The sequence below is a fragment of the Pseudomonas sp. St316 genome, from assembly GCF_018325905.1.
Taxonomy (GTDB): Bacteria; Pseudomonadota; Gammaproteobacteria; order Pseudomonadales; family Pseudomonadaceae; genus Aquipseudomonas.
On the sequence record NZ_AP021901.1, the window covers coordinates 5860001 to 5877555 of the forward strand.

Annotated in this window: 16 protein-coding genes; 12 read left to right on the top strand and 4 right to left on the bottom strand. The window is 61.6% G+C overall.

The window, feature by feature from the left end; genetic code table 11:
• Positions 1 to 19 precede the first annotated feature (19 nt).
• Together KI237_RS26165 and aptA are read right to left on the bottom strand one after the other, a co-directional pair.
• The gene (locus tag KI237_RS26165) at positions 20 to 1513 is read right to left on the bottom strand and encodes a CoA-acylating methylmalonate-semialdehyde dehydrogenase (protein ID WP_212797659.1); all 1494 of its coding nucleotides are present in this window, start codon (positions 1511 to 1513) and stop codon (positions 20 to 22) included.
• Between the two features lie 71 nt (positions 1514 to 1584).
• Positions 1585 to 2934 carry an omega-aminotransferase AptA gene (aptA, locus tag KI237_RS26170; RefSeq protein ID WP_212797660.1) on the bottom strand — a complete coding sequence of 450 codons (1350 nt, stop codon included), beginning with the start codon at positions 2932 to 2934 and terminating at the stop codon, positions 1585 to 1587.
• 122 nt (positions 2935 to 3056) lie between these two features.
• Here aptA and KI237_RS26175 point away from each other — a divergent pair, with 122 nt between their 5' ends.
• The 6 genes from KI237_RS26175 to KI237_RS26200 all read left to right on the top strand — a co-directional run bounded on the left by KI237_RS26175 (position 3057) and on the right by KI237_RS26200 (position 9556).
• A complete protein-coding gene (locus KI237_RS26175; RefSeq protein WP_212797661.1) occupies positions 3057 to 3977 on the top strand; it encodes a LysR family transcriptional regulator in 921 nt (306 codons plus the stop codon).
• Between the two features lie 206 nt (positions 3978 to 4183).
• The gene (locus KI237_RS26180; RefSeq protein WP_212797662.1) at positions 4184 to 4834 is read left to right on the top strand and encodes a TetR/AcrR family transcriptional regulator; all 651 of its coding nucleotides are present in this window, start codon (positions 4184 to 4186) and stop codon (positions 4832 to 4834) included.
• A gap of 7 nt (positions 4835 to 4841) precedes the next feature.
• Positions 4842 to 5423 carry an IMPACT family protein gene (locus KI237_RS26185; protein WP_212797663.1) on the top strand — a complete coding sequence of 194 codons (582 nt, stop codon included), beginning with the start codon at positions 4842 to 4844 and terminating at the stop codon, positions 5421 to 5423.
• A gap of 534 nt (positions 5424 to 5957) precedes the next feature.
• Positions 5958 to 7511, top strand: a complete 1554-nt coding sequence (locus KI237_RS26190) for an ABC transporter ATP-binding protein (RefSeq protein WP_212797664.1) — start codon at positions 5958 to 5960, stop codon at positions 7509 to 7511.
• Between the two features lie 12 nt (positions 7512 to 7523).
• Positions 7524 to 8630: an ABC transporter permease gene (locus KI237_RS26195; RefSeq protein WP_003197504.1), complete on the top strand. Its 1107-nt coding sequence runs from the start codon at positions 7524 to 7526 to the stop codon at positions 8628 to 8630.
• Positions 8630 to 9556, top strand: coding sequence for an ABC transporter permease (locus KI237_RS26200; protein ID WP_013692177.1), 927 nt, complete (start codon positions 8630 to 8632; stop codon positions 9554 to 9556). The genes KI237_RS26195 and KI237_RS26200 overlap by 1 nt, the downstream gene beginning before the upstream one ends.
• A 57-nt stretch (positions 9557 to 9613) precedes the next feature.
• Here the strand turns inward: KI237_RS26200 and KI237_RS26205 are convergent, their stop codons facing one another.
• Positions 9614 to 10042 carry a hypothetical protein gene (locus KI237_RS26205; RefSeq protein WP_212797665.1) on the bottom strand — a complete coding sequence of 143 codons (429 nt, stop codon included), beginning with the start codon at positions 10040 to 10042 and terminating at the stop codon, positions 9614 to 9616.
• Between the two features lie 81 nt (positions 10043 to 10123).
• Between KI237_RS26205 and KI237_RS26210 the strand changes: the two genes are divergently transcribed.
• From KI237_RS26210 to KI237_RS26220, 3 genes are all read left to right on the top strand, one after another.
• Positions 10124 to 10474, top strand: a complete 351-nt coding sequence (locus KI237_RS26210; RefSeq protein ID WP_212797666.1) for a MerR family transcriptional regulator — start codon at positions 10124 to 10126, stop codon at positions 10472 to 10474.
• 23 nt (positions 10475 to 10497) lie between these two features.
• Positions 10498 to 11184, top strand: coding sequence for an SDR family oxidoreductase (locus tag KI237_RS26215; protein WP_212797667.1), 687 nt, complete (start codon positions 10498 to 10500; stop codon positions 11182 to 11184).
• A 266-nt stretch (positions 11185 to 11450) separates the two neighbouring features.
• Positions 11451 to 12809, top strand: a complete 1359-nt coding sequence (locus tag KI237_RS26220; protein WP_212797668.1) for an 8-oxoguanine deaminase — start codon at positions 11451 to 11453, stop codon at positions 12807 to 12809.
• Positions 12810 to 12916: 107 nt separating this feature from the next.
• On the opposite strand, the gene KI237_RS26225 is transcribed toward KI237_RS26220, so the two are convergent.
• Positions 12917 to 14008, bottom strand: coding sequence for a calcium:cation antiporter (locus KI237_RS26225; protein ID WP_212797669.1), 1092 nt, complete (start codon positions 14006 to 14008; stop codon positions 12917 to 12919).
• Between the two features lie 292 nt (positions 14009 to 14300).
• On the opposite strand from KI237_RS26225, the gene KI237_RS26230 reads away from it, so the two are divergent.
• The 3 genes from KI237_RS26230 (at position 14301) to KI237_RS26240 (ending at position 17538) form a co-directional block, all read left to right on the top strand.
• Positions 14301 to 15383: a BMP family ABC transporter substrate-binding protein gene (locus KI237_RS26230; RefSeq protein ID WP_212797670.1), complete on the top strand. Its 1083-nt coding sequence runs from the start codon at positions 14301 to 14303 to the stop codon at positions 15381 to 15383.
• A gap of 152 nt (positions 15384 to 15535) precedes the next feature.
• Positions 15536 to 16501: a 2-oxoglutarate and iron-dependent oxygenase domain-containing protein gene (locus KI237_RS26235; RefSeq protein WP_212797671.1), complete on the top strand. Its 966-nt coding sequence runs from the start codon at positions 15536 to 15538 to the stop codon at positions 16499 to 16501.
• A gap of 83 nt (positions 16502 to 16584) precedes the next feature.
• Positions 16585 to 17538: an adenosine deaminase gene (locus tag KI237_RS26240; protein ID WP_212797672.1), complete on the top strand. Its 954-nt coding sequence runs from the start codon at positions 16585 to 16587 to the stop codon at positions 17536 to 17538.
• Positions 17539 to 17555 lie beyond the last annotated feature (17 nt).

The window sequence follows — 17555 nt, forward strand, 5'->3', positions numbered from 1 at the left end:
CGGCCTCTTCGCTTACCAGTTACAAGCTGGGGAAAGCGAACTGCGAAGCCTCATGGCTGGCACGCTGCGGCCAACGCTGGGTAATGGCCTTGCGACGGGTATAGAAACGCACACCGTCCGGGCCGTAGGCATGCAGGTCGCCGAACAGCGAACGCTTCCAGCCGCCAAAGCTGTGATACGCAACCGGCACCGGCAATGGAACGTTGACGCCCACCATGCCGACTTCGATCTCATCGCAGAACAACCGCGCCGCTTCACCATCGCGAGTAAAGATACAGGTACCGTTGCCATACTCGTGATCGTTGATCAACTGCATCGCCTCTTCCAGGCTATTGACCCGGACGATGCACAGCACCGGCCCGAAGATCTCCTCCTTATAGATGCGCATCTGAGGAGTCACACGATCGAACAGGCAACCACCGAGGAAGAAGCCCTCCTCGTGCCCGGCCACACTCAAGCCGCGACCATCGACAATCAACGAAGCACCCGCTGCCACGCCGTCTTCTATATAGCCACTGACCTTGTCACGATGCTGCCCCGTCACCAACGGCCCCATGTCCAGCCCACAGGATGTACCCGCGCCAATCTTCAGCGCTTTGATCTGCGGCACCAGCTTGGACACCAGGGCATCCGCCACCTGGTCGCCGACACACACAGCCACCGAAATAGCCATGCAGCGTTCCCCGCACGAACCGTACGCCGCGCCCATCAGTGCGCTGACGGCATTGTCCAGATCGGCATCCGGCATCAGCACCGCATGGTTCTTTGCCCCGCCCAGCGCCTGGACGCGTTTGCCGCGCCGAGTGCCCTCGGCATAGATGTACTCGGCAATCGGCGTCGAACCGACAAAACTCAGCGCCTTCACTTCTGGCGCTTCGATCAGTGCGTCCACCGCCGCCTTGTCGCCGTGCACCACGCTCAATACGCCCTTGGGCAAACCGGCTTCCAACAACAGCTGGGCGATCAGCAGCGTCGAACTCGGATCGCGCTCGGACGGCTTGAGAATAAAGCAGTTGCCGCAAACGATCGCCAGCGGATACATCCACAGCGGCACCATCGCCGGAAAGTTGAACGGTGTGATACCGGCTACCACCCCCAACGGCTGGAAGTCTGACCACGCGTCGATGTTCGGTCCTACGTTACGGCTGTATTCGCCCTTCAGGATTTCCGGCGCTGCGCAGGCAAACTCTACGTTCTCGATGCCCCGCTTGAGCTCACCGGCCGCGTCTTCCAACGTCTTGCCGTGTTCTTCACTGATCAACTGCGCGATGCGCGACTCGTTCTGTTCCAGCAATTGCTTGAAACGAAACATCACCTGCGCACGCTTGGCCGCCGGTGTACTGCGCCAGGCCGGGAAAGCTGCCTTGGCAGCGTCGATGGCTTGCTGGATGGTCGCGCGATCAGCCAATGGCACCTTATGGATGGCCTGGCCAGTGGACGGGTTGAACACATCGGCAGTGCGAGCGCTGTCGCTCAGCAGTTCGCCATTGATCAAATGCGGGATGAGACTCATGGGGACTCCAAAATTATCCACAGGCGCCCGCGACCGGACGCCTGTTATTGAAAGCTATATAGAAGAGCGGATCAGTCGAGCTTGTTCAGCACTTCACCGACCGCGTCGAACAGGCGATCCAGATCCTGCGGCTTGCTGTTGAACGTTGGCCCGAACTGCAGGGTGTCGCCGCCGAACCGCACATAGAACCCGGCTTTCCACAACACCATGCCGGCCTCGAACGGACGCACGATGGCATCGCCGTCGCGCCCGACGATCTGGATCGCGCCGGCCAGGCCATAGTTGCGAATGTCGATGACGTTCTTCGCGCCCTTCAAGCCGTGCAATGCATTCTCGAAATACGGCGCGATTTCGGCCACGCTCTGTACCAGGTTTTCCTTCTGCAGCAGGTCCAGCGCCGCCAGGCCAGCCGCGCAAGCCACCGGGTGCGCCGAGTAGGTGTAGCCGTGGGGAAATTCCACCGCGTACTCGGGTGTCGGCTGGTTCATGAAAGTCTGGTAGATCTCGGAACTGGCAATCACCGCGCCCATGGGGATCGCACCATTGGTGACTTGCTTGGCGATGCACATCAGGTCCGGCGTCACGCCAAAGCTGTCGGCACCAAACATCGAACCGGTGCGACCGAAACCGGTGATCACTTCGTCGAACACCAGCAGGATGCTGTGCTGGTCGCAGATTTCCCGCAGGCGCTTGAGGTAACCCTCTGGCGGCACCAGCACACCGGCCGAGCCAGCCATCGGTTCGACGAACACCGCAGCGATGTTGGAGGCGTCGTGCAATTCGATCAGCTTCAGCAGCTCATCGGCCAGAGCGATCCCGCCCTCCTTCGGCATGCCACGGGAATAGGCATTACTGGCCAGCAAGGTGTGGGGCAAGTGGTCGACGTCCATCATGGCTTGGCCGAACAATTTGCGGTTGCCGCTGACACCGCCGAGGCTGGTGCCGGCGATGTTCACACCGTGATAACCACGGGCACGACCGATCATCTTGGTCTTGGTCGCCTGGCCCTTGAGGCGCCAGTAGGCGCGGACCATCTTCACCGCGGTGTCGGCGCACTCGGAGCCGGAATCGGTGAAGAACACATGATTGAGATTGCCCGGGGTCAGGCTGGTGATTTTTTCTGCCAGTTGGAACGACAGCGGATGACCGTACTGGAAACCCGGCGAGTAATCGAGGGTACCCAGTTGCTTGGCGACCGCTTCCTGGATTTCCTTGCGCGTGTGCCCGGCACCGCACGTCCACAGGCCCGACAGCGAGTCGTAGACCTTGCGCCCCTTGTCATCCACCAGCCAACTGCCTTCGGCAGCCACAATCAGGCGCGGATCGCGCTGGAAATTGCGGTTGGCGGTGTAAGGCATCCAGTGGGCATCCAGCTTGAGCTGGCTGGCCAGGGAACCGGCAGCGTGTTCGGGCATGTTCATCGACAAAACCTCGCAGGTCATAAGCGACAGGGGATCGAAAGCGTTCTTGCAGCTAAATTGCCACGGCGATAAAGTCGGTGAAATCCAACTTTTGTAACCTTCAGTCGGTGGATCACTAAACTATGAGCGTTCGTCGTCCCGATCCACTGGCCCAGGTCAGCGACTTTGATATCCGCCTGCTGCGCATTTTCCGCAGCGTGGTGGAATGTGGTGGATTTTCCGCCGCTGAAACCGTGCTTGGCATCGGCCGCTCGGCCATCAGCCAGCAGATGAGCGATCTCGAACAACGCCTCGGCCTTCGTCTGTGCCAGCGCGGGCGCGCGGGGTTTTCCCTGACCGAGGAAGGCCGCGAGGTGTATCAATCGGCGTTACAACTATTGAGCGCATTGGAGAGCTTTCGCACCGAGGTCAACGGCTTGCACCAGCATTTGCGCGGTGAATTGACCATCGGCCTGACCGACAATCTGGTCACCCTGCCCCACATGCGCATCACCCACGCCTTGGCGCAATTGAAAGAACGCGGGCCCGACGTGCAGATCCAGATCCGCATGATCGCCCCCAACGAAGTCGAGCAAGGCGTGCTCGATGGGCGCCTGCATGTCGGCGTAGTCCCCCAGGCCAGTGTCCTGTCCGGGCTGGAATATCAACCGCTGTACAGTGAACGATCGCTGCTGTACTGCGCGGTCGGGCATCCGCTGTTTTATGTCGATGACCAGCAGCTCGAAGATGCTCGCCTAAACAGCCAGGACGCCATCGCCCCCACGTTCCGCTTGCCCGCCGAGATACAGGCCCACTACCAAGCGCTCAATTGCACCGCCAGCGCATCGGACCGCGAAGGCATGGCGTTCCTGATCCTCACCGGACGCTACATCGGTTACTTGCCCGATCACTACGCCAGCCTGTGGGTCCAGCAAGGTCGGTTGCGGGCACTGAAACCTGCGGCACGGTTCTATGATTTGAGCCTGGCGTCGGTCACGCGCAAGGGGCGTCGGCCTCACTTGGTGCTGGAGAGTTTTCTCGAAAGTCTGGCGGCCACCCGCTGATCCCATGTGCCCCTTCCTTTGTGGGAGCGAGCTTGTTCGCGAGGGCGGTGTATCAGTCGCCCCCATGCTGAATGCCCCTGCGCTATCGCGAGCAAGCTCGCTCCCACAGGTGTTTAGCCAGCTTTTAGTGTGATGACACTTGTCGGATTGATGCCGGTGCGCTATCAACGCATTTGCTTGCCCACAGACCCAGCCCGGAAACGCCCATGACCTTTGAAGTCCCTGCCCACGGTGGCAAGCCCACCAGCCGCATTCGTCAAAAGAACGAAGAGACGATCCTCAAGGCTGCCGAAGATGAATTCGCCCGTCACGGGTTCAAAGGCACCAGCATGAATGCCATCGCCCTCAAGGCCGGGCTGCCCAAGGCGAACCTGCATTATTACTTCACCAATAAGCTCGGGTTGTACGTGGCGGTGCTGAGCAACATCATCGAGTTGTGGGACAGCACCTTCAATACCCTCACCGCCGAGGATGATCCGGCCGAAGCCTTGACCCGCTATATCCGCGCCAAAATGGAGTTCTCTCGTCGCCAACCCCAGGCCTCGCGCCTGTTTGCCATGGAAGTGATCAGCGGTGGCGAATGCCTGAGCGAGTATTTCAACCAGGATTATCGCACCTGGTTCAGTGGTCGGGCGGCCGTATTCCAGGCCTGGATCGATGCCGGCAAGATGGACCGGATCGACCCGGTTCACCTCATTTTCCTGTTGTGGGGCAGTACCCAGCATTACGCCGACTTCGCCACGCAGATCTGTCGCGTGACCGGTCGCAGCAAGTTGACCAAGCAGGACATGATCGAGGCTGGCGACAACCTGATCCGTATCATTCTCAAGGGCTGCGGCCTGACACCGACCCTCTAAGATCGCCATGCCTTTTACCCTTGCCGGCTTTTGCGAATATCGCGAAGAAATTCGCAAAAGCCGCTTCATCACGTTCGCCGCGCCCATCAGCAGCCCCGCCGACGCCCAGGCCTTTATCGACCGGCACAGCGACCTGAATGCCTCGCACAATTGCTGGGCCTGGAAACTCGGCGACCAATACCGCAGCAACGACGATGGCGAGCCGGGAGGCACCGCCGGGCGGCCGATCCTGGCCGCGATCGAAGCACAAGCGTGCGACCAGGTCGCGGTGCTGGTGATCCGCTGGTACGGCGGGATTCAACTGGGTACGGGCGGGCTGGCCCGGGCTTATGGCGGCGGCGCGAACAGATGCCTGCAAAACGCCGAGAAAATCGAATTGATCAGTCGCGTGGCGCTGCGCTGTTCCTGCGGGTTCGCCGAACTGGTCCTGGTGAAACTGCGTGTCGCCGAATGTGGCGGGCTGATCAATGAAGAGCGCTTTACGGCCAATGGCGTCGACCTGCAGTTGGCCGTGGGTGAAGCGCAAATCGAAACATTGCAAACGCAACTGGCCGACCTGAGCCGGGGACGGATTCTGTTAGGGCGTTGAGTTCAAACGCTTGCAACCTTTCTGGGCGCCGCGCAATCGTTCAACTTGCCCACATCCACTGTGCACCCGACTGTGGATAACCTGAGCACATCCCCCTGTAACCCTTCTGTCATGCGGGTTTGAGAGCGTTGCTCATTTTTCATCCAAAGTCCTGTCCAAGCGACAAATCCATACACAAAACAACCGCTTGCAACGGTTTATCACCTTTAGAAGAAAGCCTCGCAGTGCTTATGCCCGAGTTTTCGGCTTGCGCACAATAACTGTGGAGCAACCTGTGGATAACCCGTTCATGGCTCCTGCCACCCCAAGAAGCGCATGGCTCGCAGCCGCTTGTTCAATTTTTAACCACCCATTTCAGGGCAAACCGATGCCTGCACCCAATCCGCGCGCGCCAAGCCGGTGCAAAATGTTCCTATGGCGGGTGCCTAGGCCTCACGCAGAGGGCTCTAGCGAGAGGGCTGGAGCAATTTCCTGACCTGATGGCCAGGAAATTGCTTTATCCACAGGCATTCCTGTCATCGGCCCGAGCCTGTCATGTCCAACCCCGATTCCATCGCGCGCCTGCAATTGCGCAACATCAGCAAACGCTATCCCGGTTGCCTGGCCAACGACGCCATCGACCTGAGTATCCAGCCCGGCGAGATCCACGCCCTGCTCGGGGAAAACGGTGCGGGTAAAAGCACCCTGATGAAAATTATCTACGGTGTCACCCCTGCCGATTCGGGTGAGGTGATCTGGCAAGGCCAGCGCGTCAACCTGCGCAACCCGGCCCAGGCCCGCAGCCTGGGAATCGGCATGGTGTTCCAACATTTCTCGCTGTTCGAAACCCTCACCGTTGCGCAGAACATTGCCCTGGCAATGGGCGCGGCAGCCGGTACGCCGGCGCAGCTGGAACCCCGGATCCGCGAGGTTTCCCGGCGCTATGGCATGGCGCTGGAGCCGCAGCGGCTGGTTCACAGCCTGTCGATTGGCGAGCGGCAGCGGGTGGAGATCATTCGCTGTCTGATGCAGGACATTCGCCTGCTGATTCTCGATGAACCGACCTCCGTGCTCACACCCGTTGAAGCCGAAGAACTGTTCGTGACCCTGCGCCGACTGGCGAGCGAGGGCTGCAGCATCCTGTTTATCAGCCACAAGCTCGGGGAAGTGCGAGCGTTGTGCCACAGCGCCACGGTGCTGCGCGGCGGGCGGGTGTCAGGGCATTGCACGCCGGCACACTGCTCGGACCGGGAGCTGGCGCAACTGATGGTTGGCGAAGCGGCCGGACTGATCACGGATTACCCCAAGATCAGCGCAAACAAAACCTTCCTGCAAATCAACAAGCTGTCATGGCACAACCCGGACCCATTCGGCTGCTCGTTGCGGGAGATCGACCTGGAGGTGCGCAGCGGCGAAATCGTCGGCATCGCCGGGGTGGCGGGCAATGGTCAGGACGAATGGCTGGCGTTGCTCAGCGGAGAAACTCCGCTTGCCCGCCAGCAAGGCGAAACGATCCGATTCGACGGGCAACCCGTGGCTCATCTACGCCCCGACGCCCGTCGCCGGCTCGGGCTGGCATTTGTCCCCGCCGAGCGTCTGGGCCATGGCGCCGTGCCGCAATTGAGCCTGGCGGATAACGCCTTGCTCAGCGCGTTCCAACAGGGCCTGGTCAGCCACGGACTGATTCGCCGCAGCAAGGTCGAACACCTGGCCGAGGAGATCATCCGTCGCTTTGGCGTGAAGACACCCGACACTAAAACCCCAGCGCGCAGCCTCTCGGGAGGCAACCTGCAGAAATTCATTCTCGGTCGGGAAATCCTGCAACAACCGAAGCTGCTGGTGGCCGCTCACCCGACCTGGGGCGTGGACGTCGGCGCGGCGGCGACCATCCATCGCGCCCTGATTGCTCTGCGCGATGCAGGCGCGGCGATTCTGGTGATCTCCGAAGACCTCGACGAACTGTTCCAGATCAGCGACCGCCTCGGCGCCTTGTGCGGTGGGCGTCTGTCGGCCTTGAGGCCTACCGTCGAGACCCGGCTCAGTGACGTCGGCGGCTGGATGGCCGGCCAGTTCGACGCCCCTCAATTCCCTGCCCCCGCACCGGTTTAAACGGAGTTCTCCATGCTGCTTTCTCTCGAACCTCGCGGCCAGCAATCGCGCCTGATGCTCTGGTGCTCACCGCTACTGGCCGCCGTGTTGACCCTGGCCTGTGGCTCACTGCTGTTTATCGCCCTGGGGCACGATCCGCTGCAAACGCTGTACACCTTGTTGATCGCCCCGATCAGCGATCTGTACGGTGTGTCCGAGTGGTTGGTCAAGACCCTGCCGATCCTGCTGTGTGCCCTCGGCCTGGCAGTGGCCTATCAGGCGCGAATCTGGAACATCGGCGCTGAAGGCCAGCTGTTGCTGGGCGCCCTGGCCGGCAGTGCCTTGGCAGTGAACATCATCGACATGCAAAGCCGCTGGGCACTGGTGCTGATCCTGCTGACCGGCACCCTGGCCGGCGCCGCCTGGGCCGGGCTCACGGCGTGGCTGCGCACGCGCTTTAATGCCAATGAAATCCTCACCAGCATCATGCTCAATTACATCGCCCTGAACCTGTTGCTGTTTTGCGTTCACGGACCGTTGAAAGACCCAGCGGGGTTCAACTTCCCCGAGTCGGCAATGTTCGGTGAGGCCAGTCGCCTGCCGTTGCTGCTGGAGGATGGTCGGGTCCATGCCGGGCTGTATTTCGCCCTGCTGGCGCTGGTGGCCGTGTGGGTGTTGCTGCAGAAAAGCTTCGTCGGCTTTCAGATCAAGGTGCTGGGCCTCGATGCCCGCGCCGCCGGTTTCGCCGGTTTTCGCCAGAAACCGTTGGTGTGGCTGGCGTTGTTGATCAGCGGGGCACTGGCCGGGCTGGCCGGCGTCTGCGAAGTGACCGGGCCGATCGGTCAACTGGTGCCGCAGGTGTCGCCGGGCTACGGCTATGCGGCAATTACCGTGGCGTTCCTGGGGCGCCTCAATCCCATTGGCATTCTGTTTTCCAGCCTGTTGATGGCCCTGCTGTACATCGGTGGCGAGAGCGCGCAGATGTCGCTGAACCTTCCCCAAGCAATCACCCAACTGTTCCAGGGGATGATGCTGTTTTTCCTGTTGGCCTGCGACGTACTGATTCTGTACCGACCACGCCTGAACCTGCGCTGGGCCCGGCGCACCCGAACCACCGCCGTGCAGGCAGGAGCGCTGTGATGGATATCGACCTGTTGAGCAATATTTTCTACGCCATGGTCCGCTGCGGCACACCGTTGCTGCTGGTGGCCCTGGGTGAACTGGTCTGCGAAAAAAGCGGCGTCCTCAACCTGGGCCAGGAAGGCATGATGCTGTTCGGTGCGGTGATCGGTTTTATCGTCGCATTCAACAGCGGCAATCTCTGGCTCGGCGTGTTGCTGGCGATGGCTGCCGGCATGCTGCTGTCGGCGTTGTTCGCGCTGGTGGCGCTGGTATTCAACGCCAATCAGGTCGCCACCGGGCTGGCGCTGACGATTTTCGGTGTGGGCCTGTCGAGCTTTGTCGGGGCAGCCTGGGTCGGCAAGCCGTTGGCCGGGTTCGAGCCGCTGGCGATTCCTTACTTGAGTGACATTCCACTGATCGGGCGGATGCTGTTTGCCCAGGACCTGCTGGTCTACCTGTCCTTCGCCCTGTTTGCCCTGGTGGCGTGGATGATTGTGAAAAGCCGCGTCGGGTTGATCATCCAGGCCGTCGGGGAAAACCCCGATGCCGCCAGCGCCATGGGCCTGCCGGTGCTGCGGGTGCGAACCCTGGCGGTATTGTTTGGCGGCGCCATGGCCGGGTTGGCCGGCGCCTATCTATCGCTGGCCTACACGCCGATGTGGGCCGAAAACATGAGCGCCGGGCGCGGTTGGATCGCCCTGGCGCTGGTGGTATTCGCCAGTTGGCGGGTGTGGCGCCTGCTGCTGGGCGCCTACCTGTTCGGCCTCGCCAGCATCCTGCACCTGGTGGCCCAGGGGTTGGGCCTGGCGATTCCATCGAGTCTGCTGGCGATGCTGCCGTATGCCGCGACCATTGTGGTGCTGGTGCTGTTGTCCCGGGACGCCGTGCGCACCCGGCTGTATGCGCCGGTGTCCCTGGGGCAGCCTTGGCAGGCGGGGCATTGATACAGACCGCGGCGCGTCTATCGCGAGCAAGCTCCCACACCGGCCGGCAGTTCCGACTCAGGCCTCCTGTAGGAGCGCGCTTGCTCGCGATGAGTCTCGAACAGGCAATACCTGAACCAAGCCCCACACCACTTCGAAAAACAGGAAAACCCACAACACCGCATTGGCCCCATGAAGCAATGCATACAGCATCCAGGTTGCAAACAAAAACCGCCCCACTGCGTCATAACGCCCATACAGCGGCTGTGGGTCCCGAATTCGCAGCACCGACCACACGCAGACAATCGAACCCAGCAGATTCACCATCAGCACGTGCGCCGGCGCAAACGGCGGCAGTTCTCCAGGCAGGTCAAATAGCTGAGTCATGCTCGTCAACACACCATGCAACGCCGCAAAGCTCCACGGCGTGGCCAGCGCAGCCGACACGATAAGGTCGTACCAGGCACTGCCGCGCACCACCCGGCGATATTGCGTCAAAGTCCACATACAGCGTGCTCCAGATAATTGGGAAGCAAAGAGGCTAAAGCCTGGGGTATGCTCCAAGGTCAAGCCCTGCGGAGACCCAACATGCGCATCGGTGAACTCGCCCAAGCCTGCGCCGTCAGCCGTGACACCCTGCGCTTCTACGAGCAGCGTGGCCTGATCGCGGCGCAGCGCAGCGCCAATGGCTATCGCCACTACCCCGCCGATATGGTGCAACTGGTGCTCTACATCAAGACGGCCCAGCGCCTGGGCTTTACCCTGGGCGAGATCGGCGCCAGCGTCGCCGCCCTGTGGCAGGCGCAGGACCCCGACTGCGCCGTGACGCAATTGCTGCAAGACAAACTGAACCTGATCGAAACCCGGATCACCGAACTCGACGCGTTGCGTCACGAGCTGAAACAACGGCTGGGGCAACGTTGTCCATTAAATCCGTGACCTTCTCACTCAAGGATGCCTTCATGAATTCGGCAAAAAACGCATTGATCATCGGCGCCTCCCGAGGCTTGGGCCTCGGCCTGGTGAAGACACTGCTCAGCGATGGCTGGAACGTGACCGCCACCGTGCGCAACCCGCAGCACGCAGAGGCTTTGAAGGCCCTGGGCCCGGTGCGGATTGAAAAGCTCGACATGGACGACCAGCAAGCGGTCATTGCCTTGAGCCAACAACTCAAGGGCGAGACCTTCGACCTGCTGTTCGTCAATGCCGGCGTCAAGGGCCCGGACAACCAGAGTCCAGGCGGCGCGACGCTGGCCGAAGTCGGCCAGCTGTTCTTCACCAACGCCGTGGCGCCGATCAACCTGGCTCAACGCTTTGTCGGCCAGATCCGCGACGGCAGCGGCGTGCTCGCCTTCATGAGTTCGGTGCTGGGCAGCGTGACCATGCCCGACGCGCCGGAACTGGCGCTGTACAAGGCCAGCAAGGCGGCGCTCAACTCCATGACCAATAGCTTTGTCAGCCAATTGGGCGAGCAGGCATTGACCGTGCTGTCGCTGCACCCGGGTTGGGTGAAGACCGACATGGGCGGTGAAGGGGCGGACATCGATGTCGAGACCAGCACTCGCGGGTTGATCGACCAGGTGAATGCCTTCGCCGGCAAAGGCGGACATCACTTCGTCAACTACAGGGGCGAAACGATTCCCTGGTGACCACTCCGATAACCTGTGGAACACCAATCCCCCTGTGGGAGCGAGCTTGCTCGCGATAGCGGCTCACATCCAACCTCGATGTCGACTGACCTGTCGCTAATCGCGAGCAAGCTCGCTCCCACAGTTGATCTCGGTTGGGCGCTGGAAATGTGCCAGGCAACCTGAGTAAACTCTGCACCTCGCCCCCCAAAGGGCGACCCTGGATCAGCAGACAGGGCATCACTGAGCTGGCTAACCTGAACCCACTTTCAGAGGAGCCGGCCACCATGCCTGCGACCCGTACCTGGTTAAAAAATCCCCGCGCCATTTTCACCGCCAACGACCTCGATGCCCGTGGCGGCCTCGTCCTGCAGGACGGTGTGATCGTCGAGCTGCTGAGCGCCGGCCAGCAACCCGCGCAGCCTTGTGACAACCTCTTCGACGCGCGCGAACATGTGATCCTGCCAGGGTTGATCAATACCCATCATCACTTCTATCAGACCCTGACCCGCGCCTGGGCGCCGGTGGTGAACCAGCCGTTGTTTCCCTGGCTGAAGACCCTCTACCCGGTGTGGGCGCGGCTGACCCCGGAAAAACTGGCCCTGGCCAGCAAAGTGGCGTTGGCCGAGTTGTTGCTGTCGGGCTGCACCACGGCGGCCGACCACCATTACCTGTTTCCCGAAGGCCTGGAAAATGCCATCGACGTGCAGGTGCAGAGTGTTCGTGAACTGGGCATGCGCGCGATGCTGACCCGCGGTTCCATGAGCCTGGGCGAGGCCGACGGTGGCTTGCCGCCGCAGCAGACCGTGCAGCAGGGCCAGGTGATTCTCGACGACAGCCAGCGCTTGATCGCCGAGTACCACGAGCGCGGCGACGGCGCGCAGATCCAGATTGCCCTGGCGCCCTGCTCACCGTTTTCGGTCACGCCGCAGATCATGAGCGCCAGCGCCGAGCTGGCGGAAAAACTCGACGTACGCTTGCACACGCACCTGGCCGAAACCCTTGATGAAGAAGACTTCTGCCTGCAACGCTTCGGCCTGCGCACCGTGGATTACTTGGACAGCGTCGGCTGGCTCGGCCCGCGCACCTGGCTGGCCCACGGCATTCATTTCAACCCGGATGAAATCGCCCGTCTCGGCGCTGCCGGCACCGGCATCTGTCACTGCCCAAGTTCGAACATGCGCCTGGCCTCGGGCATTTGCCCGACCCTGGACCTGACCGCCGCCGGCGCTCCCGTGGGCCTGGGGGTAGACGGTTCGGCGTCCAACGATGCCTCGAACATGATCCTGGAAACCCGCCAGGCGCTGTACATCCAGCGTCTGCGCTACGGCGCGCAAGCGATCACGCCGGAGCGCGTGCTGGGCTGGGCGACCCGGGGCTCGGCGCAACTTCTCGGGCGCAGCGATATCGGTGAATTGGCGGTGGGCAAGCAGGCCGACCTGGCGCTGTTCAAGCTCGACGAGCTGCGCTTCTCCGGCAGCCACGATCCGATTTCCGCACTGCTGCTGTGTGGTGCGGATCGGGCGGATCGGGTGATGATCGGTGGGCAATGGCGAGTCATCGACGGGCAGGTCGAGGGGTTGGACTTGAAGGGCTTGATTGCCGATCACAGCCAGGCGGCGCGAGAATTGATCGCCGGCACCTGACCGGACGCCATCGCGGGCAAGCCTTGCTCCCACAGGTCTCGCGGCAAGGTTGCCCTCATAAACCCCCACCATTCACTGTGGGAGCAAGGCTTGCCCGCGATGCTCTTCTAGAGCCCCAGCAGGGACAACATGATGAACGTCGCGAACAACACAAAATGGGTCATGCCTTCGATGGCATTGGTTTCGCCATCGTTGAGGTTGATCGCGCTGACGATCAGGGTAATGAAGATCATCACCGTCTGCACCGGGGTCATTGCCATCTGGAACGGCTGGCCGGTGTAGAGGGCCATGGCCTCCATCACCGGCACGGTCAGGATTACGGTGGACAGCGAGGCGCCCAGCGCGATATTCACCACCGACTGCATGCGATTGGCCAGGGCCGCGCGCAGGGCGGTGAGGATTTCCGGTGCGGCGGAGATGGCGGCCACCAGGATCGCCGTGACCACCGGCGGCGCACCCGAGCCTTCCAACCCCAGGTCGATGGCCTTGGACATGACTTCGGCCAGGGCGCCGATCACCACCACGCCAAACACCAGCGCGCCGATGGAAAGCGTCAGGCTGATGGGTTGCGGTTCGTTTTCCACCGGTTCTTTCTTGCGACGTTTTTCCGGATAGCTGTAGCTGAAGAAGTAACTGTGAGGCCCGACCTGCATGCGCAGGAACAACGTGTACAGCACGATCATCGCGCCGATGGTAAAGGCCGAATACATTTTCCAGCTCTCGCGGGGAATGAACTCGGGCACCACCATCGATACGCCCATGGCGGTGAGGATCATCACGCTGTAGGTGCGCGCCGAATCGTCGTTGTAAGCCTGCTCGCCATGCTTAATCCCGCCCATCAGCGCCGCGAGCCCGAGGATGCCGTTGATGTCGAGCATCACCGCCGAGTAGATCGTGTCCCGCACCAACGTCGACGAAGCCTCGTTGCTCATCATGATCGCCAGGATCACCACCTCCACCAGTACCGCCGACAGCGTCAGGATCATGGTGCCGTAAGGGTCACCGACCTTTTCCGCCAGCAGTTCGGCGTGATGGGCCACGCGCATGGACGCCGCGACGATGAAACCGATCAGGACCAGGCCGCCGGTCAACGCCACCACCTGCCCGCTGCCCAGCAGCCAGTGCTCCAGCGGATAGGCGATACACGCGGCGATCAGCGCCAGCAACAGCAGTTTTTCTTGCTTGAGCAAAGTGAGCATCGCAGGCCTTTCACCATGGGCGGGGTCATGTGCTACTGACTATAGGGGGCGGTGAACGTTTCGTTCGGTGTGATGCACCAGGGAATGGCGGGTGGCGGGCGGGTGCACCTTTATCGATCCGGACGGCCTCATCGCGAGCAAGCTCGCTCCCACAGGTTGTGCACTGTCTTTGTGGGAGCGAGCTTGCTCGCGATGGCTGCCTCGAAAGGATCGCAGGTTTTGTTGTCCTGTTGGTCAGCATTTTGCATTGGTGCTGCACAGCCAACCTCACAACAAAATGGAGTTCGAGTTCATGCACAAACGCCCCTTGAAGAAGTTGCTTTGCGCCGTCGTCGCCGCCGTCGGCCTGGGCGCCGGCCTGAATGCCAGTGCCGCCGACCCGCTGAAGGTCGGCTTCGTCTACATCGGCCCGATCGGCGACCACGGCTGGACCTATCAGCATGAACAAGGGCGTAAGGAGCTGGCGGCGAAATTCGGCGAGCAGATCACCACCAACTACGTGGAGAACGTGCCGGAGGGTGCCGACGCCGAGCGGGTAATCCGCAACATGGCCAAGGACAAGTACGACCTGATCTTCACCACCTCCTTCGGCTACATGAACCCAACGCTCAAGGTCGCCAAGCAGTTTCCCAAGGTGATCTTCGAACACGCCACCGGCTACAAGCAGGACAAGAACCTGGGCACGTACCTGGCTCGCACTTATGAGGGCCGCTACGTCGGTGGTTTCCTCGCGGCCAAGATGACCAAGACCAAGAAGATCGGCTACGTCGCTTCCTTCCCGATCCCGGAAGTCATCCGCGACATCAACGCCATCCAACTGGCCCTGAACAAGTACAACCCTGGCACCGAGATCAAAGTGGTGTGGGTCAATTCCTGGTTCGACCCGGGCAAGGAAGCCGACGCCGCCAACGCGCTGATCGACCAGGGTGTGGACGTGGTGTTCCAGCACACCGACAGCCCGGCTCCGATCCAGGCCGCCGAGCGACGCGGCGTCTATGCGGTAGGCTACGCTTCGGACATGGCTCACTTCGGTCCCAAGGCGGTGCTGACGTCCATCGTCAATGACTGGGGCCCGCATTACATCCAGGCGACCCAAAGCGTGCTCGACCATAGCTGGAAATCCCAGGACTACTGGGGCGGCCTGAAGGAAGGCACGGTGAAACTGCCGATCAGCGACCTGGTGCCGGCAGCGGTCAAAGGCGAAGCCGAGCAGATCATCGCCGACATCGAGAGCGGTGCCTTCCACCCGTTCACCGGCCCGATCAAGGACCAGGCCGGCGTCGAGAAAATCCCGGCGGGCGCGAGCGCTACCAACGCGGAACTGGCGTCGATGAATTATTACGTCGAAGGCATGAAGGCTGAGATCCCGAAATAAACCCCAGCCCAAAAACCAACCCAAAACCCATTGTGGGAGCGAGCTTGCTCGCGATAGCGGACCGACATTCAACATTGATGTCGACTGACACACCGCTATCGCGAGCAGGCTCGCTCCCACAAGGGGCTCCATTTCAAAGTCAGGAAAGCAGTATGAACAGCCTTCCCATTATCGACATCAGCCCCCTCTACACCGACGATGCCAACGCCTGGCAATCGGTCGCCGAACAGATCGACCGCGCCTGCCGCCAATGGGGCTTTTTCTACATCAAGGGCCATCCCATCAGCCCGGCGCGCATCGCCGAGATACTGGGCTGTGCCCAGCGCTTCTTCGCCCTGCCCGTCGAAGAAAAACTTAAGATCGACATCACCCAGACCCGCCACCACCGTGGCTATGGCGCTGTCGCCACCGAACAACTGGACCCGACCAAACCCAGCGACCTGAAGGAAACCTTCGACATGGGCCTGCACTTGCCGGCCGATCACCCCGACGTGCTGGCGGAAAAACCCCTGCGCGGTCCCAACCGCCACCCGGATCTGATGGGCTGGGAAAACGTGATGGAGCAGCATTACCGCGACATGCAGGCGCTTGCCCAGACCCTGTTGCGGGCCATGACCCTGGCCCTGGGTATCGAACGGGACTTTTTCGACACCCGCTTCAACGCGCCAGTGAGCGTGCTGCGCCTGATCCACTACCCGCCCCGCGACACCGCCAGCAGCGCCGAGCAGCAAGGTGCAGGCGCCCATACCGATTATGGTTGCATCACCCTGCTCTACCAGGACGCCGCCGGCGGCCTGCAAGTACGTAACGTCAACGGCCAGTGGATCGATGCGCCGCCCATCGACGGCACCTTCGTGGTCAACCTCGGTGACATGATGGCGCGCTGGAGCAACGACCGTTATCTGTCCACGCCCCATCGGGTGATCAGCCCACTGGGAGTGGATCGGTACTCGATGCCGTTCTTTGCCGAGCCGCACCCCGACACGCTGATCCAATGCCTGCCCGGTTGCCAGGATGACGCGCACCCGCCAAAGTATCCAACGACTACCTGCGCCGAATTCCTGCTGTCGCGTTTCGCCGACACCTATGCTTACCGGCGTGAGTCGCTCGCCGTGTAGTGGATCAGCCGGTCAGGTTTTACCCGACAAGGCGGCCAGCGCCTGTAGAATGCCCGCCATTGATTCGCTGATGAGAAAAGACCATGTACGACTGGCTGAACGCCCTGCCCAAGGCTGAACTGCACCTGCACCTGGAAGGCTCGCTGGAGCCCGAACTGCTGTTCGCCCTGGCCGAACGCAACAAGATCGCCCTGCCCTGGAGCGACGTCGATACCCTGCGCAAGGCCTATGCCTTCAACAATCTGCAGGAATTCCTCGACCTGTATTACCAAGGCGCCGATGTGCTGCGCACCTCCCAGGATTTCTACGACCTGACCTGGGCCTACCTGTTGCGTTGCAAGGCGCAGAACGTGATCCACACCGAACCGTTCTTCGACCCGCAGACCCACACCGACCGTGGCATCCCGTTCGAAGTGGTGCTCAACGGCATCGCCGCCGCCCTCAAGGACGGTGAGCAGCAACTGGGCATCACCAGCGGCCTGATCCTGAGCTTTCTGCGCCACCTCAGCGAAGAGCAGGCCGAAAAAACCCTCGACCAGGCGCTGCCGTTTCGCGACGCGTTCGTCGCCGTCGGCCTGGACAGTTCGGAAATGGGTCATCCGCCGAGCAAGTTCCAGCGCGTATTCGACCGCGCGCGCAACGAAGGCTTTCTGACCGTCGCCCACGCGGGTGAAGAAGGTCCACCCGAATACATCTGGCAAGCCCTGGACCTGCTGAAGATCCAGCGCATCGACCACGGCGTGCGGGCCATCGAAGATGAGCGGCTGATGCAGCGGATCATCGACGAGCAGATTCCGCTGACCGTGTGCCCGTTGTCCAACACCAAGCTGTGCGTGTTCGACGACATGTCGCAGCACAACATCCTCGACATGCTCGAGCGCGGCGTGAAGGTAACGGTGAACTCCGATGACCCGGCGTACTTCGGCGGCTACGTCACCGAGAACTTCCACGCGTTGCACACCCACCTGGGCATGACCCAGGACCAGGCCAAGCGCCTGGCCCAGAACAGCCTGGATGCGCGGCTAGTAAAACCCTGAGCCTCACCGAATTCCTG

Excerpts from the sequence above, each read along its gene's own strand:
- KI237_RS26180 (WP_212797662.1), top strand. The coding sequence starts at position 4,184 with ATGACCTTTGAAGTCCCTGCCCACGGTGGCAAGCCCACCAGCCGCATT.
- KI237_RS26235 (WP_212797671.1), top strand. The coding sequence starts at position 15,536 with ATGAACAGCCTTCCCATTATCGACATCAGCCCCCTCTACACCGACGAT.
- KI237_RS26220 (WP_212797668.1), top strand. The coding sequence starts at position 11,451 with ATGCCTGCGACCCGTACCTGGTTAAAAAATCCCCGCGCCATTTTCACC.
- KI237_RS26200 (WP_013692177.1), top strand. The coding sequence starts at position 8,630 with ATGGATATCGACCTGTTGAGCAATATTTTCTACGCCATGGTCCGCTGC.
- KI237_RS26195 (WP_003197504.1), top strand. The coding sequence starts at position 7,524 with ATGCTGCTTTCTCTCGAACCTCGCGGCCAGCAATCGCGCCTGATGCTC.
- KI237_RS26230 (WP_212797670.1), top strand. The coding sequence starts at position 14,301 with ATGCACAAACGCCCCTTGAAGAAGTTGCTTTGCGCCGTCGTCGCCGCC.
- KI237_RS26210 (WP_212797666.1), top strand. The coding sequence starts at position 10,124 with ATGCGCATCGGTGAACTCGCCCAAGCCTGCGCCGTCAGCCGTGACACC.
- KI237_RS26225 (WP_212797669.1), bottom strand. The coding sequence starts at position 14,008 with ATGCTCACTTTGCTCAAGCAAGAAAAACTGCTGTTGCTGGCGCTGATC.
- KI237_RS26165 (WP_212797659.1), bottom strand. The coding sequence starts at position 1,513 with ATGAGTCTCATCCCGCATTTGATCAATGGCGAACTGCTGAGCGACAGC.
- aptA (WP_212797660.1), bottom strand. The coding sequence starts at position 2,934 with ATGAACATGCCCGAACACGCTGCCGGTTCCCTGGCCAGCCAGCTCAAG.
- KI237_RS26190 (WP_212797664.1), top strand. The coding sequence starts at position 5,958 with ATGTCCAACCCCGATTCCATCGCGCGCCTGCAATTGCGCAACATCAGC.
- KI237_RS26185 (WP_212797663.1), top strand. The coding sequence starts at position 4,842 with ATGCCTTTTACCCTTGCCGGCTTTTGCGAATATCGCGAAGAAATTCGC.
- KI237_RS26240 (WP_212797672.1), top strand. The coding sequence starts at position 16,585 with ATGTACGACTGGCTGAACGCCCTGCCCAAGGCTGAACTGCACCTGCAC.
- KI237_RS26175 (WP_212797661.1), top strand. The coding sequence starts at position 3,057 with ATGAGCGTTCGTCGTCCCGATCCACTGGCCCAGGTCAGCGACTTTGAT.
- KI237_RS26215 (WP_212797667.1), top strand. The coding sequence starts at position 10,498 with ATGAATTCGGCAAAAAACGCATTGATCATCGGCGCCTCCCGAGGCTTG.
- KI237_RS26205 (WP_212797665.1), bottom strand. The coding sequence starts at position 10,042 with ATGTGGACTTTGACGCAATATCGCCGGGTGGTGCGCGGCAGTGCCTGG.